This window comes from Acinetobacter puyangensis (genome assembly GCF_900096995.1).
GTDB classification, from domain to species: domain Bacteria; phylum Pseudomonadota; class Gammaproteobacteria; order Pseudomonadales; family Moraxellaceae; genus Acinetobacter; species Acinetobacter puyangensis.
The window spans coordinates 46607-70876 of the sequence record NZ_OANT01000003.1 but is presented as its reverse complement, the minus strand read 5'-3'; the positions used below and the strand labels follow the sequence as shown (position 1 = coordinate 70876).

Sequence of the window (24270 nt, the reverse complement as noted above, 5' to 3'; positions counted from 1 at the left end):
AATGAGTTTGCCATTAAACTTTATTAAAGCACATTACACACCTAGTTTTGGTGAATATACAGGTAATCCATTTATTGAAGCATTGCCACCAATCATACAAGAAATTTCAGCTATCAAAGCAAATCTGATTGGTAAGGTGGACTATAACCCACAAGATATTCTTAGATCTAAGAACGAAAGAATTCATCTTACGTCACAACTTCTTCATCAATTTTTTCAACCAATTACTCGGCATATTTCATTAGAGTCAAAAATAGCCATATTAATTCGTCAAGGCTATGTAGGGCGCAATATTGCTGATGGGAAATTACATCAACACTTGCAAAACGGCTATGAACGCATCATGTCGGGTGACATTAATGCCTTTCGCTTTGATGCCCCAAAATCGACAGCTTTAAGCTACTCCCTCATCGGGTGTTCTGGTAGTGGTAAAAGTACAACGCTACAGCGCATTCTGAACCTTTACCCTCAAGTGATTTACCATGAAAAATATAATTTTACACAGCTGATTTATCTCAAAATAGACTGCCCTCATGATGGTTCATTGAAAAATTTATGTTTACACTTTTTCAAAGCAATTGATGTTGCATTAGGAACAGATTTTGAAAGAAAAGTAGCTTTAAAAAGATTAGGAATCGAAGCTTTACTAAACTATATGCGTCAAATTACCAATACCTATGCTATTGGTGTACTCGTCATTGATGAAATCCAACATCTGAGTGTTAAAAATTCAGGTGGTGCTGAAAAAATGCTGAATTTCTTTGTTACCTTGATCAATGTGGTAGGCTTGCCTGTGGTTATGGTGGGCACACCTAAAGCTAAATTTATCTTTGATGGTGATCTGCGTTCAGCTCGGCGTGGAGCTGGATTCGGGGCTGTTATATGGGAACCTATGAAGAACAGTGTCTTATCATCAAATAGTACGACTAGAACAGAATGGGTAGCCTTTACCAATGCACTTTGGAAGTACCAATGGCTAACCAACAAAGAACAACTCAGTGATGAAATTCGAGACTGTTGGTATGAACTTTCACAAGGAGTACTGGATATTGTCGTCAAACTTTTTGTTTTGGCTCAATGCCGAGCGATCATGACAGGGCTAGAAAGAATTACTCCTCGTTTGCTTAAACAGGTCTATGAGGATGAGCTCAAATTCGTTCATCCAATGATAGAGGCTCTCAAATCTGGAGATCCAAATCGGATTGCACTCTATTCCGACTTAACAATTCCATATGTAGACAAAACCTTACTCTTGCTTCAAAGAAGAATAGAGGAAGACCAAGAAAAAGTTGAACAATACAATGGCAATGCTCAAGCCCAAAGATTACATAACCTACTGATTGCCACTGGATATCCAGAATCTAAGGTTGTGCCTGTTATCAAAAAAGCCTTTACTGATTTTCCTCAGCTAAAGATGCAAGAACTCATGCCTATCGTTTCTAATTGGCTCATTGAGTCAGAACTTGATAAAAATAGTCAGCCTGTACCGACAAATCGCAAAAGATTAAAGCAAAGTGAATGGATGACCTTGCCATCAGATGACTTGAGGTTTAAGTTTTCTCAAAAGCAAAAATCCCAAGATTTTTATGATGTTCTTCAATCAAGCGATTTAATTTTCAATACCCAAACTTGGGTACAATCAATGTAATAGTGGAATTGGCATGTTGAATTTTCCTACACCATATCCTAATGAGTTAATTTACAGCACGATAGCAAGAGCTGGAATTCACCATGCTATTACAAGTCCTAAGCAATTACTCGATGAAATATTTACTAATCGTAAGGTCATTGCCACGATTGACTTACCTAACCATCTTTCATGCATTTTAAGACATTTACCACCGAACTATACACTTGAAAATCTTGTTTACGAGCATACGCTTTTTCCAATATACGCTCTATTTTCTCCCGAAAACACACGTTTACGTTGCCTTCAGTGGATGGAAAATCAATCAAAAGGTTCTATTCACTTAGCATTAGGGATTGCAGCATCCAAAGTTAAGCAGATAACAATGCATCGATATTGTAGTCATTGCTTAGAAGACCAATACTGCCAATATGGAGAGTTTTTTTGGTCAAGACTTTGGCAAATTCAAGGAGCAAATTGCTGTACGAAGCACAAAGTTAAACTATCAGAGTTTGTATTAGCACCTCATTTGAATGGACGACATCAATTTATCGCTGCAAATAACATCATTAACCGAAGCCAACCAACTGAACCCGCTCATGAATTAGATAAAATTGTTTATAGGCATGTTGATGAGCTGTTACAGCTTCCTCCAACATCATCACCAACATTCCATCAATGGAGCCAATTTTACCATCGTATTGCAAGACGGTTAGGGTTCTGTAAAGGTACTAAACACATTGATCACACCAAAATTTTTGCTTCAATTATAAAAACATGGGATTTAAATTGGTTACGGCAACATCATCTTGATAAACTTCATGCTGAAACAAGCTGGCTCAGAGCCATTTTTAGAAAACACCGTAAGTCATTCAGTTATCTTGAACATATTATTGCATTAGAGGCGTGCTGCCCTAAAGGCTGGACATGGAAAGCCATTCTGAGCGAAATCCATCAGATTCCATCTAATCCTTCCAATACTGATACACACACTCAAGGAACGGAGTATAAAGATATATCGACACTCACAGCAAAACGTGATGAATGGGTATCATTGATCCGAAAATATGGCATAAAACCATCTAGAATCAAAAATGCTGCTTTGTACGCATGGCTTTATCGTAATGATAAGACTTGGTTGCTTAATCAAAATAGACAATTTCAAGTTTTACCCAAATCAAGGCAGAAAAAAGTCAATTGGTCTTTGCGAGATTGGCAACTGGTAAAACAACTTTTCAAGATATTCTATAAGTCAGAAAATAACCTAAATTTACCTAGGCAATCTAGAAATTGGTATTTAAGGCAACTACCGCTATACTCCACTGTAGAAAAAAACCTACACCAACTTACTCTAACGAATAAATTTTTGAATGTTTATTCAGAAGATATTAGCAGCTATCAAATCAGAAGAATTACTCGAACGCTCATCCAGTTTCAGATACTTAATCTATATCCAGCTGATTGGCAAATATTACGAAAATCTGGATTAAGTGAAGAAAGATTAACGGATGAAACGCTTAAATTCCTAAATCAAATTAGAGGGATAAATTATGGCTAAGATAAGTCACATAGCTAAGGATATGAAAATAAAAAAGATTGGTACTTTATTCAAAAAGCACAATGCCACCAATTGGGCAATTAATTTGGGTTTGGAAAATGAAAGTAAAGCAACCGAAATGACTTACACTAATTTTTCCAATGCAAGATTATTAAGAAAAAACAGCCACATCAACCCTACCCAAGAGTATCCCAAAAGCTATCATTTACGGTTTAAAATTACCTCAACTCAAGATTGGGTGTCCTCTACCTACAATTCAGACTTAGCAAAAGGAAAATTTTTAGAACACCATTTCTTATTTGATGCTATTAGAATCGATCAGTTTGAGCAGCCAATAATCAAAGTTCGGCTTCCACAATTTGAACTTGCTAGATCACTCTTTTTCTATACTCCATATCTTGCAAGATCAGCAGTTTTAGAAAATAGTCTAAGTATTGATTTTGATATTGTTTCAAACCCAGATCACTACCTCATCAATATTTTGCCAGTTTGCTCATATCCAACTTCTCATTTCAACGATGCAGGCATACGACGGATCTTATCTTGGATTCTTCTTGATTCTGATATTCGACAATCTTTTGAAAGTATTAGTCAATTTTGTACGAAATATGGCTATGACTTTGACCAATACCGAATATGGAGCTTTTGTTTTAATCCACCTCAACTCAGTGGAGTAATCTTTGATGTATATGGCTATTATAAAGCTGAAACTTCCGAGTTTTTCGTAAATGAGATTTCAGGTTTTCAGAATATTTCAAGCAATATTTCCAAAGAGGTGGCGTTTTATAGCGATAAATTCATAGAGTCTAAGTCAGGTGGTAAAGGTGAAAATTCATCAGGAACTAAAAATGATGGAAAAGCACCCACCATTAATGATGATGAGGAAGGTAATAGTGATGATGTACAAATAATTGATGTTGTTACTACACACTTCGACTTTCTAGAAGCAATTGAAACACGTAAATCTTCTAAAAAATCTAGGCATAGAAATCAAGGTACAAAGGATCCAGAGCTACCATCTACCAATACACCATCTGAAGTTAGCACGAATGAGCCTATTTCTGAAGGTACTATCCCCTCTGCTGAATTTAATGGTGTTGAAGATGAAACAGAAGACCTTCATTTGTATCTTGATCGATTCTCTGCATTCCAACAAATGATTGATTTGTTTTGCAAAGAAAATATTGTAAAAAATTTCAGATTTCAACTCCATAAACTGCCTAATATTCAGGGGCATTCCAAACATATAAAAACTGATGGTAATCCTAGATGTGTCGCAGAAGTTAGCTTTCGATTGAATCAGCAAGATATTGTGATCTTAGAGGTAGATACATCTGATAATAAAAAACCGCTTTCAACTCGAGTTTTATCGCTTAAAGATATCAGTCAATGGAATACTACTGATCGAGCCAAAGTACTTGAGCTTGTCGTCACTCAATGTTTACGTTGGCCGAAAGGCATCTTTAAAAATATTTGTTATAAAAATAGTACGCTTAATCATCCTCGGATGAATACAAAAAAACAGGAAATATCCGAACAAGAATTAAAAGGATGGATGAGACGATTAGAATTCATATTGACAAATGAAGTTAGTTAATTTTTGCCAAATCCAGAATTTCCTGGTATCCTGGCACTTATTTATTTTCTATTGATGCATTATGTCTAGCACTTTAAAATTTCTTGATTTATTCGCTGGTGCTGGCGGCTTGTCAGAGGGGTTTATTCGTGCTGGGTTCAAACCAATTGCCCACGTTGAAGCAGATGCTTCAGCATGCTTTACACTTAAAACACGCCAAGCTTTTCATTGGTTAAAAAACAATAATTCGATAGATTTATACTCAAAATATTTAAAAAATGAGATTACTCGAAATGAGCTGTATAGTGCTGTTCCAATAAGTGAAATCGACTCTGTTATCAACGAAATTATTGGTCCAGACACCCTAGATAAAATTTTTCAAAAAATTGATCAAGAACTTGGTCAGTCCAAATTAGATTTGATCATTGGAGGGCCTCCTTGTCAGGCATATTCATTGATAGGGCGTGCTCGTGGAAATATGATTGATGACCCAAGGAACCATTTATATAAATACTACGCTGAATTTTTAAAAAGATATAAGCCTAAATATTTTGTTTTTGAAAATGTATTAGGTCTTTTAACCGCAAAAAGCCCCGAAGGTGAACTTTATTTCGACAAAATGAAAAGTTTATTTATCGAAATCGGTTATTCAATTGAATATCGAGTGTTATCTGCCAATGAATATGGTGTTCTTCAAAATCGTAAACGAATCATTTTAGTGGGTAAACGAAGATATCGTGGTAAAAAGTCCTTTTATCCTGAAATAGAAAAGTGGGTACCTGAAGTTAACGTATGGGATTTACTCAAAGATCTTCCTAAAATAAATGCTGGTGGTGGTAAAGCCTCTCCATTAGAACTAATCGCTAAGCCGTCACAATGGCTGAAGCAAGCTCAAATATTTACCACTCTACCTTTAACTTGGCATGAAGCACGTCCTCACTCTGAGCAAGATTTAGAAATTTATAAATTTGCTGTCAATTTATGGAATAATCAGAAAAGACGATTACATTATGATGACTTACCTGAGCATCTAAAAAGTCATAAAGGTAGAAATTCATTTGTTGATCGCTTTAAAGTTGTTGCTGGCGACCTAGCTGCCTGCCATACTGTTGTTGCTCATATCTCAAAGGATGGACATCACTATATTCATCCAGATATCGAGCAAAACCGTTCATTAACTCCTAGAGAGGTAGCAAGAATACAAAGTTTTCCTGATGATTACTATTTTGAGAATGTTTCAGGAAAACCAGCACGTACAAGTGCTTTTAAACAAATTGGTAATGCTGTACCCGTTTTACTCGCACAAAAAATTGCAGAACAACTATTAAGGGATTGGTAATGACCGAGAATTATATTACTTCTGAAGACTTAGCATTTCGCCCAAGAGCTAGATTACTGCAAATGTTAGGCGATCAACTAATTGGTTCTTCACGTCTTGCAATTTTCGAGCTTGTAAAAAATGCTTATGATGCTGATGCCGATACTGTTTTAATTACATTAGATGAAGTCAATACGCCAAATGCCAAAATTATTGTCGAAGACAATGGTGAGGGAATGTCAGCTGATATTATTAAAAATATTTGGCTTGTGCCTGCTCATGATCACAAGGAACTGCAAAAAAAAGAAAAAAAGCGAACCAAAGCTGGTCGTCTGCCTTTAGGGGAAAAAGGTTTAGGTAGATTCGCAGTACATAAATTAGGAAATGAAATCCAGTTAGTCACCAGATCTAAAAACTCTGATGAATGTGTTCTTCACATTAACTGGCAAGATTTAATTGATAAACCTTTTCTAGAAGATACTCGTGTAGAAGTAATTACAAGAACACCTATAGTCTTTACGGGGGAAAATACAGGTACTCAAATTACTATAAGTAACTTGAGAGAACAGAACTGGGCTCGTGGTGATGTAAGAAAGCTTTTACGTCAAATTACTTCAATATCTACCCCTTTTACTGATAAACGGAGTGATAAATTTGAAACATTACTTGAGGTTAAAGGGCATTCTGACTGGACTGAGGGCGTTTCAGATATTGAGAAATTAAAGGAAAGAGCCCCTTGGCATATCTCATTTTCAATTGATAAAGGTTTACTAACTTTAAATTATAATTTTATTGGCGTTCCTGGAATCAAAGTAGAGCCTCGTCAAGAATTATTAGAAAATGAGAAACTTTTATTACCATCAGATTTGAAAAAAACCAAAGTTATTGTGGAGCCTGAAGATTTACGTGGAATTGGTAATATAAGCGGTGAGTTTTTTATCTATGATCGTGATAAACAGGTCATTTCTAAGTTTGGAGAACAGCAACTAGTCGAAAGCTTCCTAAATGAAAATGGCGGTATTCGTGTATATAGAGACAACATTCGAGTATACAACTATGGGGAACCTGGCGATGATTGGCTCGGTTTAGATTTGCGGAGGGTCAATGTACCTGGTAGGCATATTAGTCGAAATATCGTTGTTGGATCTTTAGATCTAAGTGTTGAAGATAGCTTTGGTCTAAAAGAAAAAACGAATCGAGAAGGTTTCATAGAAAATGAAACATATGAAAGATTTCAACAAATTGTATTAAGTGTGTTATCTATTGTGGAGACTGAACGGCAAAAAGATAAAGAGCGTATCAGACAAGTAACTGAAACTGGTAAAAATATTGAAGAGAGGAAAATTGAAAAGCCATTAACTGAACTAAGAAAACTGGCTAAGAAGCATAATTTAACTGATGAATTAGAACCGTTAATTGAGAAAACTGAAAAAAATTATAACGAAATGCGTGAAGTAATGCTTACTTCAGGCTTTAATAACATGGGATTGGCTATTGTTTTTCATGAAGTCGAACATGGCGTTAGGTCTTTATATCAGACAATTGAACATAGTGAAGATATTACTTTAATTAAAGATCAAGCCTATCAACTGGTGAAAATTTTAGATAGTTTTTCTGACTTATTGAGAAAAGGTGATAATAAGCCTGCAAGTCTGAAAAACTTGATTCGTCGTGCAAGAGATATTGCCTCAATTCGATTTAGAGCCCATAAGGTTCAATTCGTTTGTCCGTTTCTTGAGGAAAATATTCCTGATATTGAACAAAAATATATATTTAAAATCCTGATTGGTTGTTTGAATAATATCTTTGATAATTCAATATATTGGCTTCAAGCACGTTGGCCTGAAGATACTATTGGTCAAAGAAAGATTTATATAGATGTACGTAGAGACTTTTATGGTAAAACAGCAATTATTGTTGCTGATAATGGCTCAGGTTTCCAAGATGAGCAAGAACAGTTAGTAAAACCTTTCTTTACGAGAAGACCTAATGGTATGGGTATTGGATTGTATTATGTAAATCTAGCTATGGAAGTAAATAAAGGACGTCTAGTTATTCTTGATGATCAAGATGATGTACCAAATGAGTTTGACGGTGCAGCTATGGCTTTAGTTTTTGATTAATTTTTGGGTTAAATTGATAATGTTAACACCTCCACGTTTTGTAGTACTTGATGATAAAAAAGAACACCTAGAGCCTATTATTGAGACATTTAAACTTATTGGATCTTCATGTATTGGAGTTCAATATAATGAGGAAGATGAGTCTCATCTATGCCAAGATTATTACAAAGGCGTGAGAGGTTTATTTATAGATTTAAATTTATCAGGTAGAAGCTCTCTTGGTCAGAATACCCACTATGCTGAAATTATAAGAATTTTAGAGTCTGTTATCTCAAGTGAAAACGGGCCTTTTATTATGATTTTATGGACAGATAATCCTCAAGATTGTAGTAATTTAATTCAATATATAGAAACACGTTTAGATCCTGAAAAGAGATATTGTAAGCCTTTACTTATTAAGCCTCTTTCTAAAACTCAATATATTGATGAAAATAGCCATATCAAGGCAGATACTAGTGAAAACTTAAAGAATGAAATTAAAGGTTTTTTTTCGTCTGTCCCACAAATAGCAGTACTTTTTGACTGGGAGTCAAGAGTTTTAGAAGCTGTAAATCAAACTCTTATTGAACTATTAAATTTAGTGCCAAACGATAAGAGAAATTTTAACGACTATCCATCTGAAATAGACAAAGTATTAAGCTGTATTACTAGCTCTACATTGGGTGATGGACATGTTAATAAAGACCGTCAACAAGCGTTCAATATTACAACTGCACCAATTTTAACTGATAAAATTCTGAATAATAAAAATTTTAATGAAGATATCTGGAATAATGCTATTACCAAAGTAAATACTCCCGAGTCAAAAATTTCAGATCCCAAAGCAGTCGGTAAATATAATAAAATGTTGCATCTCGCTGTTACAGGCTATGAGACTATGTCATCTTTAGATTGGGGAGCTGTACTTAAACCAATATATTGGGGTAATGAAATGACATGTGACTTATTTGGTTTAACTACCACTCAAATCAAGACAGATGTATTTGGTCTCAAACCTGAGAAATCGTCTAGCTACGAACCTATCTTTGTTAGACTAGGGGCGGTATGTGATTATGCACAACAAAAAGAAGGTTTAATTCCATATTATTTAGGTTATAAGGTATCAAAAAAAGATTTTGTTAAAAGAAAGAATGACTTTGAATGGCATTCTCCCCTATTTTTTACGGATGTAGAGCCAGAACCTTTTTACCTAGTTGTTAATTTAAAATATCTACTAACTTTACCTCCACATAAAACTTCTATTTTTGAAGCCAAATACAGGATTAGAGAGCAATTACTTAATCAATTAATTTTACGAGCAAGTAATCATGCATCAAGACCCGGCATTAATGAGCTATATGTAAGATAATGGGTAAGTGGACACAATTAGCTGAGTCTTATGTTTCATTTTAGTATGAAACTTTATTACTTGATAAAAACTCAAAATTGAAGAAAAGATGAAGCTGAGTATGAAACTTTATTTTTTCTTCTATTATTTGTGAACTATAAAGATCAATGAGATAAAGCTTGTTCAGTATGAAACTTTATTACTCTCGCACAATAAAAATATGTTTGGACAATATAGTTCTAAACTAGACATTAAAGTTGTAAACTGGATAAACCCAGCTATACTGATTAAAAAGTAGGCTGTGTTTTTCTATGAGTAGAGCATCGAGATTCTTCACACAAGAACAAATTAGCAAAAGAATAAAAGATGGTCGTGGGCAGAAAATATTACTATTGATATTCCAATCAAATAATCCTACTTTAAATAATTTGCGTTGATGTAATACATTTATTACATTGGTCTTACTCTTTAACTAGCAATTATATTTTCCATATCAAGACATTCCTCTTTCATCATAAGCATATCGGTGGTAATTAACTGCTTTTAAAACAATTTTATCCAAATAAACTATCGGATTACCTTCTTCTTCATAGAAATATTAGGTCTGTACTTTTTGATAGATAATGTCAAAAAAAGCATCTATCTTTTCTGCTTGTTAAAATAAATTCGATCAGAACACTTTTTTAAAGCTGTTGAAAAATATGAATCCATTCTTACTTGGTATTTTTTATAATATTTTTATTGGTTTTATTTTACCAAGTTTCCTGCTTAAGCGCATCTATAATAATTTGAAATGCTAGAGAGTATTTTTGGCGATTAACATAATAAATATAATAACCTTCAAATGGTTGACACCAATCATCTAGCACTCGTATCAGTTTACCTTCACTAATGTAAGATAAAACCATATCCTCGGGTATAAAACCTAATCCTCCCGTCTCTAAAGTAGCTCTAAGCACAGCAGAACTACTATTCACTACAATTTGCCCCATAGTTCTGACATTAATTTTTTGCTCACCATTTGATAGTTCCCATGAATATATACCACCATAAGTAGGCAACCGACGATTGATGCAATTATGCTGTTCTAGTTCTTCTGGATGATTTGGAATTAAATATCTTGTAAAATATTTGGGTGTACCAACTACTGCCATTCGCAAATCAGGGCTAATTTTTACTGCCAGCATATCTTTGGCAACGTGTCCCCCTAAACGTACACCAGCATCATAGCGATTTGCCACGATATCAGTCATTGTATAGTCTATAGTTATTTCTACATTAATATCAGGATAATCAGGAAGAATTTTAAAGAGTTTAGGCCATAAAACACTCATTGCAGCATGTTCGGCAGCAGTAATTCTAATTGTCCCCGCAGGCTTATCTTTAGATTCCTTAATCAGTACTAATTCTTCTTCTATTTCGCCAAACCTTGGATTAATTACATTAAATAAGCGTTCACCAGTCTCTGTCAATGAGACACTTCTAGTCGTTCGGGTCAGTAATTTTACGCCCAATCTTTCTTCTAATGCTTTAACAGTATGACTTAAAGACGACTGAGAAACACCCAGTTGTGCTGCTGCTTTAGTGAAACTACGTTCACGAGCAACAACATTAAATGCCATTAAATCATTCAGATTTTCTCTAGTCATTTATGAGTAATACATATAACAGTAATCGAATGATGATATCTAATCATTAATCAACATCCTTTGTAAACTGCAAAATGATCTATGTAGCCGTACATTTATCAGTTAATTTTATTTTTGGCTGATTTAAAGCTCAGAAAGGACATTTAGTAATGCTCATGCAAGTTATTATTACAGCTCTGCGAAAGCCATATACTTTTATTGTTTTGGCAATTCTAATCCTGATAGGAGGATTTCTTGCTGCATTACGAGCACCAACTGATATTTTTCCTGAAATTGATATTCCCGTCATTGCAACAGCTTGGCAATATACAGGTTTACCTCCAGATGAAATGGCAGGCAGAATCACCTCACCGTTTCAACGTATTCTCAGCGCCTCAGTCAATGATATCGAGCGTATTGAAGCAAATACATATCAAGGTGTGGGCATCGTCAAAATCTTCTTTCAACCTGATGTCAACATTGCCACCGCAAATGCACAAATTACTGCAGCAACCCAAGTAGCATTACGTCAAATGCCCAGTGGCACACAGCCTCCTGTTATTCTGAATTACAATGCAGCCACCATTCCAATTGTACAACTAGCCTTATCAGGGGAAGGTTTATCTGAACAAAATCTGTTTGATCTAGGAATGAATACAGTACGGACGCCTTTAGTGACTGTACCAGGTGCAGTAATTCCTTTACCCTATGGCGGTAAGCAAAGACAGGTACAAATTGACTTAAAACCAGAACAATTACAGGCAAGAGGTTTATCTGCAATTGATGTATCTAACGCACTGGCAAACAATAACATTTTGATACCAATTGGTACGCAAAAAATTAATAATTTGGAATATACCTTAAAATTAAATAGTACCCCATCATCTATTGAGGAGATGGCAAGAATTCCAATCAAAGCAGTGAATGGTAGCATCATCTATTTGCAGGATATTGCAAATATCCGTGATGGCAATGCACCACAGACCAATATTGTTCATGTCGACGGTGAGCGATCTGTATTAATGACGGTATTAAAAAGTGGTTCAGCCTCCACTTTATCAATTGTAAGTGGCATCCGTAAAAAGCTGGATGAAATGCAACATGCCCTACCTGAAACCTTAAAAGTTTTACCGATTAACGATCAATCTGTTTTTGTAAGAGCTGCAATTAAAGGGGTTGCCTTGGAAGGAGCCATTGCAGCGACATTAACGGGGCTAATGATTTTGTTATTTTTAGGAAGCTGGCGTTCAACAGTTATTATCGCTGTTACCATTCCCTTATCTATTTTAGGTTCAATCTTCGCATTGTCTGTTTTTGGACAAACTTTAAACTTAATGACGCTAGGTGGCTTGGCATTAGCGATTGGCATTCTGGTTGATGATGCAACAGTAACCATAGAAAATGTCAATTGGCATTTAGAGCATGGCAAAGGTGTTGAAGAGTCTATACTGGATAGTGCCCAACAAATTGTCAAACCTGCTTTTGTTTCCCTGCTTTGTATTTGTATTGCCTTTTTCCCTATGTTTTTTCTGGAAGGAATCTCTCGTTTTCTATTCGTACCGATGGCAATGGCAGTTATTTTTGCCATGATTTTCTCTTTTATTTTATCCCGAACCCTTGTCCCGACACTGGCAAAATATTTATTAAAACCTCATTCTGAACAAAACTCTGCAATAGCTGCTAAATCTTCTAAATTAAAAATTTTCACCTCCATCCAATCTAATTTTGAAAATGGCTTCAATGTAGTGCGTCATACCTATCAAGGCATACTCAGCAACGCATTACAACGTAGTCGATCATTTCTTGTAGTATTTAGTTTATTTATCTTGGGTTCTTTTTGTCTTGTCCCCTTTCTAGGTGCAAATTTCTTTCCGAGTATTGATTCAGGGCAAGTGTTAATGCACGTTCGCCTCCCTGTGGGAACACGAGTCGAAGAAACGGCGGTGCGATTTGCTGCCATTGAAAAAGAAATTCGCAAAGTCATTCCTGCTGCTGAAATTGAAACATTAGTCGATAATATTGGATTACCACCCAGTAATATTAACCTCACCTATAACAATACAGGTGTAGTAGGTTCACAAGATGGCGATTTTCAAATTGCTTTAAAAAGGGGACATCGTCCTACTGAACAGTACATTCAAGAACTACGGAAAATTTTACCTGTTAAGTTTCCTGATGCGACTTTCTATTTTCCTCCCGCCGATATCGTCAGCCAGATTCTTAACTTTGGTACGCCAGCACCTATCGACATTCAAGTCAGGGGCGCAAATTTTGATGGGAACTATAAATATGCACAATCGCTTTTAAAACGTTTACGGGAAATTCCAGGCATTGCGGATGCACGTATTCAACAATCCAATAAAGCACCTAATTTCGATATCAATGTTGATCGAGTACAAGCACAGCAATTAGGTTTAACCACACGCGACATTACCAATAGCTTAGTCACCAACCTTGCAGGAAGTAGTCAGGTTGCCCCTACTTTTTGGCTTAATCCTGCCAATGGCGTAAGTTATCCTATTGTAATTCAGACACCTCAATATGAGCTGGATTCTTTATCCAGACTTTCAAGCCTACCAATTGGGAATGGTCAAAACGCAGGACAAATTACTTTAGGAAGTGTCGCTGAATTTAACCGTAATACTGCAAATTCAATTGTGACACAATATAACCTCCAGCCTGTTGTTCAAGTACATGCCGCAATTCAGGGGCGAGATCTGGCAGCAATAGCCAAGGATATTCGTAAAGTACTCAATGAAATGCAGAATGATCTTCCCAAAGGTTCTAATGTCGAGTTATTGGGTCAAATCAGTACCATGAAAGGTGCTTTTACAGGTTTGTTTTTAGGATTAATGGGTTCAATCGTTCTGATTTATCTTCTTATTGTCGTGAACTTCCAGTCGTGGCGTGATCCAGCAGTCATTGTTTCTGCATTATCAGCTGCTCTGGCAGGGATTGTCTGGATGCTGTTTACCACCCAAACCACTTTATCCGTACCTGCTTTAACAGGTGCAATCATGTGCATGGGGGTTGCTACAGCCAATAGTATACTTGTCATCAGTTTTGCCCGTGAACGTCTGGATGTTTTGGGTGATGCAACAAAAGCTGCATGGGAAGCGGGTTCAGTTCGATTTCGTCCTGTTTTAATGACGGCATTAGCGATGATTTTTGGAATGCTACCAATGGCGTTTGGTATGGGTGAAGGTGGTGAACAAAATGCACCTTTAGGACGAGCTGTGATTGGTGGATTGTTGTTCTCTACCGTTGCCACACTGGTTTTTGTTCCTGTGCTATTTAGTCTGGTACATCGCAACCCTAAACCTGATTCAAACTCTTTTACCTCTTAATGGATTGCTGTGAGTTAAATTATGAATACCCATGTAAATAAAACACAGGAAAAGCCAATCCTTATCATTGTATTGGTGGTTGCACTCATCATTGTGGTGCATGGAATCTATATTCGCTGGTCAAACTCCCAGGAACTAAATAAACAGGTACAAGAGCAGATTATACGCACTGTTTCTATTACGTCTCCAACAATCATTGAAAATAGTCAGCTACAGTTTTCTGGTCGTATCGAAGCATGGTCACAAACACCACTTTATGCCCGTGTAGGAGGGTATTTAAAAAAGTGGAATGTTGATATTGGTGATCAGGTTAAAAAGGGACAAGTCTTGGCAGAAATTGATACACCTGAACTTGATCAGGAGATTTTACAGGCACAAGCCCAATTGGCTGAGGCAAGAACAGAAGCAGATTTTGCCATGACAACAGCAAAACGCTGGCAATCCCTTGCACACAGTAATTCAGTATCATCGCAGGAAGTTGCAGAAAGAGAAGCCGATAAAAATGCCAAGATCGCAGCAATGAATGCTTTACAGGCAAATTTCAATCGTCTGCGTACAATGCAAACCTATAAGCGTATCACCGCACCTTTTGATGGTATCATAACAGTACGAAATACTGATATCGGTGCTTTGATTAATACTGGTATGGCTACTGACAATGAATTATTCGTGATTTCCGATATACAAAAATTACGAATTTACGCTGAAATACCCCAACGTCAGATTTCATTCATTCAAGTTGGTACAACCGCTGACTTAACTGTACCTGAGTATCCAAATGAAATTTTTAGTGCAACAGTGAGCTCTTTATCCAAAGCGATTAACCCCACAACTGGGTCAATGCAAGTACAATTAACAGTACAGAATAAAGACCAACATTTATTACCAGGTGCATATGCCAATCTTTCTTTTAAACTGGTGGAATCTTCTGATAATCCAGGAATACCACCTAGTGCCTTGATTATAAACAAAAATGGTGTGCAGATTGCCATTATCAATGACAAAAATCAGATACAATTAAAACAGATAAAAGTCATCCAAGATTTTGGTAATCAAGTTGAAATTACAGGTGACATTACCCTGAAAGATAGAATCGTAACGAATCCCCCTGATGGTGTAGAAAATGGTGATCAGGTACGAATTGCCGTATCAAATCATCATTAGGATTAATATAAGAAAGCAACTACTAGGATAGCTGCTTTCTTTTAAATATATTAAATTCCAGAGCATTCAAAAAATTGTCCGACTTTACTCTATGACGCAATTATTCATTATCCTTAAAGCTTTTAATCATCAAAAATTCCGACACTTTTTCTTTTATAAAGATCTGGTTTATTAATCACTTCACAAATAAATTTCACTAAATTTGACTTAGATATTTTTGAACCAGTAAACTTCTCACCTTTAAAACAAAGCTGATAATGTGGATTTTTGCTGTTTGTGAACCAACCTGGTCTAATTAAGGTGTAATCTAAATCAGTCGCCTCAACGATATCTGCAACTGCTCGATAAGGTTTAAGTATAGGATTATTCTCGAGATTTTGGCTAGGATTTGTAACTTCATTATAAATTCCCATAGAAGTTATAAAAATTAATCTTTTTATTCCCTCATGCTTCATTGCAGTTACTATTGCTTGAGCTTGATTACCTAAATCAGCTCCACTTAGGTTTGCATAAACAATATCAATATCAATCATCGCTTTCTCAAGCGCTTTAGGATCATTAACATCACCTTCAAAAATATTCAATTCTTCTTTCATTTGAATAGATTTAGCATTTCTACAATATAAAAATAGATGATGTTGATTTTCTTCCAAAAGCTGCTGGGTCACTAATCGAGCGATTTGACCGCTTCCACCTAAAATTAAAATATTTGCCATTCTTTAAACTACCTTCTATAAATAAAAAAAGGAAAATCTGATCGTTTTCCTTTTTTCGTACATGTATTCAAATCAGATTACTGATCATCAAGAGCCAAAAGTTCTTTAGATAAACGTTCACCCGCTATTTCAATTGAAGATAAAATTTCTTCAATTTCATTTAAGTCATCTGCATTTAATTCGACGTCTGCCGATTGAATGTTGTCCGATAAATAAAGTTCTTTATCAATACCAGGTACAGGTACGATAAAACTGTATTGAGCTAACAACCAAGCTAATGCAATTTGTGCAGAGGTCGCATCTTTTCTTTTCGCTACTTCAGAAATTTTATCGACCAATGGCATATTTGCAATCATGGCTTCTTTGGTAAAACGAGGAAAAGTAGCACGCAAATCGGTTTTAGGGTCAAAAACAGTATCAGACTTAATATTTCCAGTAAGAAAACCAGTGCCCAATGGACCCCATGGAACAAAACCTATTCCTAACTCGTGACATACAGGTAAAACTTCTTCTTCTGGCTCTCGAGTCCATAAAGAATATTGGTTTTGAACTGCTGTGACTGGAAAGATTTGATGTGCTCGGCGAATGGTTGTTGCATTGGCTTCAGACAAACCAAAATGTTTAATTTTACCTTCATCAACTAAATCTTTAATGGTTCCAGCTACCTCTTCAATAGGCACATTTGGATCAACACGATGTTGATAAAAAAGGTCGATATAGTCCGTTTGCAGACGCTTCAGAGATTCATCACAAACTTTACGAATATTTTCTGGACGGCTATTAATTCCTATATCTGAGATCATACCAAATTTGGTTGCAATGATCACTTGATCACGAATCGGTTTTAAAGCTTCACCCACCAATTCTTCATTGGTATAGGGACCATAGGCTTCGGCAGTATCAAAAAAAGTGATTCCCTGCTCATACGCCTTTCGAATTAAAAAAACACCTTCCTGAGTGGATTTTGATTCACCCAAACCAAAGCTTAATCCCATACAACCCATACCAATGGCAGAAACTTCTAGGGAACCTAATTGACGTTTTTTCATTTTTAATCCTCTCACAATCTATTCAATAGTGATATTATAAAAGTTTGGAATCCAAGGATTAAGTCTAAAAAATAGCATTCACTTATCAATACAGTTTATAAATAGCTTAAAGGCAAGCCCGAAATAAAAACAGTGTTAGAATTCCATTCATCGTACGTGCCTTTTTAAAATTTTCATTTAATATTTAGGTAGGTATACTGATATAAAAACAGGGCTTGAAGATGCTAGATAATTTGAATGATATTAAGGCTTTTATATTAGTGGCTCGAACAGGTAGTTTTACCAAGGCAGCAGCACAGTTGCAAATCTCTCAATCTGCGTTAAGTTATACTATCAAATCCATTGAAACTCAGCTCAATCTGCGACTGTTGCACCGCACAACCCGCAGTGTCTCTACCACTGAAGCAGGAGAACAACTTCTCAATAAGGTTGAACCTTTGCTCAATGAAATTAATTTTCAAATTCATAACTTAACTAAATTTCGTAATACTTTGTCAGGAAATATTCGCATCCATGCCACCGATCATGCGGTTAATAATTTTGTATGGGACAAAATATTACCGATTATTCAGCAGCATCCAGAAATTCATGTCGAAATCACCATAGATTATCAATTTACCGATATTGTTGCCGCGCGGTATGACATGGGCATCCGCATTGGCATGCATATAGATAAGGATATGATTTCGCAAAGAATATCCCCAGACTTAAAAATGACAGTTGCTGCCAGTCCAGAATATTTGAATCAGCATCAGCCACCCATTACCCCAGATGACCTTGCTTCGCATAATTGTATCAATATGCGACTCCCCACCAAAGGCGGGATTATGGCTTGGGATTTTATAAATCCAAATGGTGAACGAATTGAAAAGCATGTTGAAGGGCAAATGATTTTTAATGATGTTTCCATGCTGATTAAAGCTGCGAAAGCTGGTTTAGGGTTGATCTGGGTGCAAGAAAATAGAATTCTTGGTGCATTGCAATCTGGACAATTAGTGCAAGTTTTAGAGGATTGGGCGATAACCTATGACGGCTATTATTTGTATTACCCCAATCGCCGAGAATCAAATCCTGTGTTTAGGCTTTTCATTAATGCCTTAAAAATATAAATCGTAAAAAAGCCGCTACTCTATATTATGAATAGCGACTTTGAATCACAATCTAGAACATAATCACGCTTCTTTAGCCAATGATTGCATATCAATCACAAAACGATATTTCACATCGCTTTTTAACATACGTTCAAAAGCTTCATTAATATTCTGCATATCAATCATTTCAACATCAGACACAATATTATGCTCACCACAGAAGTCTAAAAGCTCCTGCGTTTCTTTAATACCACCAATCACTGAACCAGCAATTGCTTTTCTTCCCATAATCATTGGAATAGAATTGGCGTTTAAGTCACCCAAATATCCGACTAAAACAATGGTTCCATTTAATGCCAAGGTTGGAATATAAGTTTTTAAATCATGGTCATAAGGTACGGTATCTACGATCAAATCGAATTGATTCGCAGCCGATTTCATTTGCGCTTCATCTGTTGATAAAATCACATGATGCGCACCCAATTCTCTTGCATCCTGTTCTTTACTTGCTGAACGCGTAAATAAGGTCACTTCCGCACCCAGTGCATTGGCAAGTTTAATTGCCATATGACCTAATCCACCGAGTCCGACTACAGCAACTTTACTGCCTTTACTTACATTCCAGTGACGAAGTGGTGACCATGTGGTAATTCCTGCACACAGTATAGGTGCCACAGCTTTAGTATCCAGATTTTCAGGAATTTTTAAAACAAAGTCTTCACTGCAAATAATGGTTTGAGAATAACCACCGTAAGTTGGTCGATGATCATGCCGATCTAAACTGCCATAAGTTTGAGTATGCCCCTCTTCACAATACTGTTCCAACCCTGTATGACATGCTGAACAAGTACGACAGGAATCGACTAGACAGCCAATACCGACTAAATCACCCACTTTATACTTGGTGACGTTAGAACCAATAGAAGTAACACGCCCAACAATTTCATGGCCAGGGACAACAGGATACGAGCTAAATCCCCAGTCATCTCGAGCCTGATGCAAATCAGAATGACAGACACCACAATACTCGATTTGAATGACAACATCATCTTCACGAGGATTACGACGTTCAAATTTAAATGGTGCCAATGGACTTTTCGCTGATTGAGCTGCAAAGCCTAATACTTCAATGGACATATTTTTCTCCAACACTGAATTTATGAAATTGCGATTTTAGCTAAAATTAAAATTTGGTAAGATCAGCCTTAATCGATTACTATGCTTTCGATGGTGCCAGTTCACCATACCAATATGAAGCGGTTACACCGCCATCCATTAGAAAGTCACTCCCTGTAATAAACCTGCCTTGCTCCCCCATAAGAAGTGCTCCAACCGTTCCCACTTCATCTGGTGTTCCTGCATGACCGACTGGACTCAAATCAAGCATACGGCGATAACTTTCACCTCTTGGTCCAGTAAGTTCATCTTTTGCTAAAGGTGTGATAATGATACCAGGACTAATCGCATTGACCCTTGCTCTACGTTTACCCCAGCGAATCGCCTCTGCCATAACTCTTAAAACATTACCGCGTTTTGAAATTTGATAAGCATGCAATGTGTCTTTGATCTGATCAGGTTGCAGCATGGGTTGTGCAAGTAATTCATCTGCTGGTATCGTGGCCAATATGGTATTTTGCTGCTCAGTTAAAGCAGGTAAGCGGTGACCTGACTGGGAGGAAACAACCACACATGCACCGCCTGCACTGATCACATTTCCAAATTCCTCAAGAATTACAGCTGTACCATATAAATCCACTTTTAGAATCATTTCTTTTGTCGCTTGCGATGGAGAGACACCCGCAGCATGAATCACCCCCATAATCTCTCCCAAAGATAAAGCCAGCTTAACCAATGCCTGTATGGATTCACGGGAGGAAACATCAACAATTGCGGTACTAACCTCAAATCCTGCGTCACTCAACACTTTGGCTGCTGCTTCCACATTCTCTTTTCTTAAATCAGCCAATAAAATCTGTTTACCTGCACTAATTCTACGCGCGATTGCTTGACCTATTGAACCTGCTCCAATTACCACAATTACGTTATTCACTTTTGCCTCACATGATCAATCAAACATCAGAATCATTTTAAGCGCTTACTACAAAAGCATTCAGTCTCAAAAATACATAACCTTTATGAATAAGATTCATAAATCTAAAATTATTGATCTTGCAAACCAACGAATGCTTTTTGAAAACGTTGACCTGCCTGAGCATTCACTTTTCCATCTAGTATTACTTGCATCTCTTTAAACTGAGGAAAAGTAACACCTTGTGCCTTGGCAATATTGAGATGTGATAGAAGCTGACTATCAACACCTTGTAATACAGCCAACATACTGACAGTGGCAATTTCACGGTCTTGCCAATTCAATACATCCCTTGAAAAAATATCACCAAACAAATGTGCTTTTAAATATTCATCTATGGCAGGTGCAAATTCAAATAATGCACCTTTGACGGGCTGTCCGATCAATTGAGTCTGATTTTGGGTACCTTGAACAAGTGCTTGATAATCTTGTGCTAATGCACTATTAGCTTTGCCCTCATTATCCTGAATACCATTTTCTTTACGATTTTTAAGAACTTGCATAAATTCATTCAAGGCATTCAAACTTCGAGGAAAGCCGGCATAAGCATAAGTCTGGATTAGAATTTCCTTGATTTCATTAATCGTTAACCCTTGGTCTAACCCAGTGTTTAGGGCTTGATTTAACTTGGATAAATCACCCATTGCAGCAAAAGCTGCTATTAGGATCATCGCCTGTTGCTGTTGAGATAAAGAATTTTGCACTTGCTTGATCTCCTTTTTGGACAAAGATGGTTGAAACATTTCCGTTGTTGCATAAATGTGCTGATATAACATCAGCACACTCACAATCAAAAATACAGTTTTTAATTTCAATTGCTCGCCTCTTTATATTGTTCATCTGACACAGGCTCTAGCCAATCGACATTCTTTCCATTTTCATCACTACCTGCAATGGATATATGGGTCATGGCAGAATGACCGCTTGCACCATGCCAGTGTTTTACACCTGGTGGACAAAAGATTACATCACCCACTGCGATTTTCTCGGCAGGCTTACCCCATTCCTGTACCAGACCCTCTCCTTCTGTGACAATAAGATATTGTCCTTTTGGATGGGTATGCCAGAATGAACGAGCATTAGCATTAAAGCTGACGTAAGCACTTGATGCATTAATACCATCAGTTACATCAGTTAGAGGTTTAATCGCGACAGTTCCTGTAAAAATCTTATCTGGACCTTTAATCACTTGTTGCTGACTGGCTTTTTTGATGGTTTGAACTGGGATAGTTTGTTGATTATCCATTGCGAATACTCCCGTTGAAATACATAAAGTAACTGCAAAAGCGACTATTTTGAGGTTCATCTTTCTTTCCTGAATTGACTCTTATCGTCCTCTAATTCAAATAGCAGACGAAGAATTAAACACTAACTACAAGTATAAAAATCAATCACAATAAGTGTTGTTCTATTTCTCTTATATATTTGCCTAATCCTCCAAATCTTTGTAATTTACTCTAGTCTTTCTGTTGCAAATCTCTACAATAAAATGACAAGTGGGGCGAAAAGGTGTAGGTAAATGACAGATGTATATATAGGCGATAATGAAAAACTAGTTCAGATTATTAATCAATGGACTCAAGGCAAAAGTCAATTTAAAACCCCGATTACTGGACTAACTTTGTATCGTAAAGAGCAGCCGACTCAACTCAACAGTACTATTTTAGATGCTAGCCTGTGTTTAATTGCCCAAGGGGAAAAACAGGTAATTTTAGGTGAGAAAGTGTACACCTATGATTCCAATCACTTTCTATTTACTGCCATTGATCTACCTATTATTACTCAAATTATTGAAGCTTCACCTGAGCAACCCTATTTAGGTGTGATTCTCAGACTAGACCCTTATGTGCTTGCCCAGCTCATGCTTGAAGCGCATATTCCATTCAAACATACCAATAACGAGAAAAAAGGCGTTGCTGTTGGCTTGGTCACTTCTGAACTAAATGATGCCTTTGTGCGTTTATTAAAATTACTGGAAACACCACAAGATATTTCGATCCTATCACCTCTGATTATTAAAGAAATTTTTTACCGATTATTAATGAGTCCGCAAGGCGAGCAGCTTAAACGGATTGCAGCAACAGGTGCCACTGGACATCGTATTGTGAAAGCTATTGAATGGCTAAAAACTAACTTTGCAAAATCTTTCAATGTCGAGGAACTCGCCAGCACAATGGGTATGAGCACTTCAAGTTTTCATCAGCATTTTCGTGATATGACCTTAATGAGCCCACTACAATACCAGAAAAGAATCAGGCTTACTGAAGCACGTCGTTTATTAATGACTGAAGACAGTGATATTTCATCTGCAAGTATCCAAGTAGGATATGAAAGCTTGTCACAATTTTCCAGAGAATATAAACGTTTTTTTGGTACGTCACCCTCTGAAGATATAAAGCATATTTCAAAATAAAATCAATGTGTTGATCTAAGTTTGTGATAGGGAATAAAGACAGTAAACGCACTAAGTACAGTAAAAATCGCCATAATCACAATCATAGTCATCGGTGTATCTGTAATTAACCACGCAAGCAGTAAAGAAGAAATAATACCACTTCCGTATTGTAAGCAACCGATCAACGCTGATGCGGAACCTGCCATTTCCGGCACACCATCCAATGCGGCTGCAGTTGAATTAGCGGCAATCATGCCATTCATTGAAAAGAAGATAAAAACCATTGCAATGATGCTATAGATTCCACCAACCTGTTCGTAAAATAAAATACAGAGCGTGATTAATGCCACGGTAGCAATTGCAGTCGTACATTTGAGTAGATGATCAAGGCTAAACCGTTTAACCAAGTTACGATTAATAAAACTTAGTCCCATTACCCCTACAATATTCAATGCAAACAGCCAACCATAATGCTGAGCATCCACGCCATAGAAAGAAATATAAACAAAGGGCGAACCCACAATAAAAGTAAAGGCAGCTACGTAAAAGAAAGTGACACACAAGGTATAACGCATAAACTGCCAATTACCCAATAACCGACGGTAATTGGCAAAGGTATTCATCACTGATGCTTTGGTCCGTTTCTCAACAGGATGTGTTTCAGGTAAAAAGAACAGTGTTAAAAACATTACTCCGCCAATACTTGCCAACAACCAGAAAATACTATGCCATGTACTGAATTTAATGATCTGACCGCCCAATAGTGGCCCTGCAATCGGTGCAATTGCCATAATCACCATCAGTGTTGAAAGCATTTGCGCAGCTTGGGTTCGACCATATAGATCACGAATCATGGCACGTCCAAGCATAGGGCCGGTACATGCACCAAAAGCCTGAAACACACGCCAAAATACAATTTGCTCAATGGATTGAGACAACGCACAACCGATTGAACCAATTACAAAAAGGATCATGCCAATAAATAAAGGGATTTTCCGTCCAATGCGATCACTCATTGGACCCCAGATCAACTGTGCCAATGCAAACCCAGCCAAAAATCCTGTGACTGTCAGCTCAACATTTCCATTTAACTCATGTGCCATTTGTGGCATCGCAGGCAAATAAATATCGGTTGAGAGTGAAGTAAATGCCATCAATGCACCCAAAATCCCCATAAAGAACCAGCTTGAAGTCTTCAATGTGGTATCAGGATTTTGAGAATGTGTGGGAGAAACAGGCATTTTAGAGACTCGATTGATCAT

At 36.7% G+C, this 24270-nt stretch carries 18 protein-coding genes; 10 read left to right on the top strand and 8 right to left on the bottom strand.

The genetic code is table 11. The features are described from left to right. Position 1: 1 nt before the first annotated feature. The 6 genes from CRO21_RS06815 (at position 2) to CRO21_RS06790 (ending at position 9550) form a co-directional block, all read left to right on the top strand. On the top strand, positions 2–1648 hold the full coding sequence (locus CRO21_RS06815; RefSeq protein ID WP_097078585.1) for an AAA family ATPase: 1647 nt from the start codon (positions 2–4) through the stop codon (positions 1646–1648). A gap of 13 nt (positions 1649–1661) precedes the next feature. Further along, positions 1662–3185, top strand: coding sequence for a TnsD family Tn7-like transposition protein (locus CRO21_RS06810; protein ID WP_097078584.1), 1524 nt, complete (start codon positions 1662–1664; stop codon positions 3183–3185). Next, entirely contained in the window at positions 3178–4782 is a 1605-nt protein-coding gene (locus CRO21_RS06805) for a Tn7-like element transposition protein TnsE (protein WP_097078583.1), read from the top strand. Before CRO21_RS06810 ends, CRO21_RS06805 begins: the two co-directional genes overlap by 8 nt. 61 nt (positions 4783–4843) lie before the next feature. Further along, positions 4844–6100 carry a DNA cytosine methyltransferase gene (locus CRO21_RS06800; protein ID WP_097078582.1) on the top strand — a complete coding sequence of 419 codons (1257 nt, stop codon included), beginning with the start codon at positions 4844–4846 and terminating at the stop codon, positions 6098–6100. Beyond that, positions 6100–8202 carry an ATP-binding protein gene (locus tag CRO21_RS06795; RefSeq protein ID WP_097078581.1) on the top strand — a complete coding sequence of 701 codons (2103 nt, stop codon included), beginning with the start codon at positions 6100–6102 and terminating at the stop codon, positions 8200–8202. The genes CRO21_RS06800 and CRO21_RS06795 overlap by 1 nt, the downstream gene beginning before the upstream one ends. 19 nt (positions 8203–8221) lie before the next feature. Next, on the top strand, positions 8222–9550 hold the full coding sequence (locus CRO21_RS06790) for a hypothetical protein (protein ID WP_141398118.1): 1329 nt from the start codon (positions 8222–8224) through the stop codon (positions 9548–9550). Positions 9551–10281: 731 nt separating this feature from the next. Here CRO21_RS06790 and CRO21_RS06785 read toward each other — a convergent pair. Beyond that, on the bottom strand, positions 10282–11178 hold the full coding sequence (locus tag CRO21_RS06785) for a LysR family transcriptional regulator (RefSeq protein WP_097078579.1): 897 nt from the start codon (positions 11176–11178) through the stop codon (positions 10282–10284). A 149-nt stretch (positions 11179–11327) separates the two neighbouring features. On the opposite strand from CRO21_RS06785, the gene CRO21_RS06780 reads away from it, so the two are divergent. After that, a complete protein-coding gene (locus tag CRO21_RS06780; RefSeq protein ID WP_097078578.1) occupies positions 11328–14504 on the top strand; it encodes an efflux RND transporter permease subunit in 3177 nt (1058 codons plus the stop codon). A 21-nt stretch (positions 14505–14525) separates the two neighbouring features. Further along, positions 14526–15668: an efflux RND transporter periplasmic adaptor subunit gene (locus CRO21_RS06775; RefSeq protein ID WP_097078577.1), complete on the top strand. Its 1143-nt coding sequence runs from the start codon at positions 14526–14528 to the stop codon at positions 15666–15668. A gap of 122 nt (positions 15669–15790) precedes the next feature. On the opposite strand, the gene CRO21_RS06770 is transcribed toward CRO21_RS06775, so the two are convergent. Beyond that, positions 15791–16384, bottom strand: a complete 594-nt coding sequence (locus CRO21_RS06770) for an NAD(P)H-binding protein (RefSeq protein ID WP_097078576.1) — start codon at positions 16382–16384, stop codon at positions 15791–15793. Between the two features lie 77 nt (positions 16385–16461). Further along, positions 16462–17433 (bottom strand): aldo/keto reductase, encoded by a 972-nt coding sequence (locus CRO21_RS06765; RefSeq protein WP_097078575.1) that lies wholly within the window; start codon positions 17431–17433, stop codon positions 16462–16464. Positions 17434–17654: 221 nt separating this feature from the next. Here CRO21_RS06765 and CRO21_RS06760 point away from each other — a divergent pair, with 221 nt between their 5' ends. Further along, on the top strand, positions 17655–18542 hold the full coding sequence (locus tag CRO21_RS06760) for a LysR family transcriptional regulator (protein ID WP_097078574.1): 888 nt from the start codon (positions 17655–17657) through the stop codon (positions 18540–18542). 63 nt (positions 18543–18605) lie between these two features. On the opposite strand, the gene CRO21_RS06755 is transcribed toward CRO21_RS06760, so the two are convergent. From CRO21_RS06755 to CRO21_RS06740, 4 genes are all read right to left on the bottom strand, one after another. Continuing rightward, on the bottom strand, positions 18606–19661 hold the full coding sequence (locus CRO21_RS06755; RefSeq protein ID WP_097078573.1) for an NAD(P)-dependent alcohol dehydrogenase: 1056 nt from the start codon (positions 19659–19661) through the stop codon (positions 18606–18608). 79 nt (positions 19662–19740) lie between these two features. Then, a complete protein-coding gene (locus CRO21_RS06750) occupies positions 19741–20574 on the bottom strand; it encodes an SDR family oxidoreductase (RefSeq protein WP_097078572.1) in 834 nt (277 codons plus the stop codon). A gap of 110 nt (positions 20575–20684) precedes the next feature. Next, positions 20685–21317 (bottom strand): carboxymuconolactone decarboxylase family protein, encoded by a 633-nt coding sequence (locus CRO21_RS06745; RefSeq protein WP_097078877.1) that lies wholly within the window; start codon positions 21315–21317, stop codon positions 20685–20687. Between the two features lie 107 nt (positions 21318–21424). Next, positions 21425–21919, bottom strand: coding sequence for a (R)-mandelonitrile lyase (locus CRO21_RS06740; protein ID WP_097078571.1), 495 nt, complete (start codon positions 21917–21919; stop codon positions 21425–21427). Between the two features lie 213 nt (positions 21920–22132). On the opposite strand from CRO21_RS06740, the gene CRO21_RS06735 reads away from it, so the two are divergent. Beyond that, positions 22133–23026 (top strand): AraC family transcriptional regulator, encoded by an 894-nt coding sequence (locus CRO21_RS06735; protein WP_097078570.1) that lies wholly within the window; start codon positions 22133–22135, stop codon positions 23024–23026. 2 nt (positions 23027–23028) lie between these two features. Here CRO21_RS06735 and CRO21_RS06730 read toward each other — a convergent pair whose 3' ends face one another. After that, positions 23029–24249, bottom strand: a complete 1221-nt coding sequence (locus CRO21_RS06730; protein WP_171294001.1) for a multidrug effflux MFS transporter — start codon at positions 24247–24249, stop codon at positions 23029–23031. Positions 24250–24270: the final 21 nt, after the last annotated feature.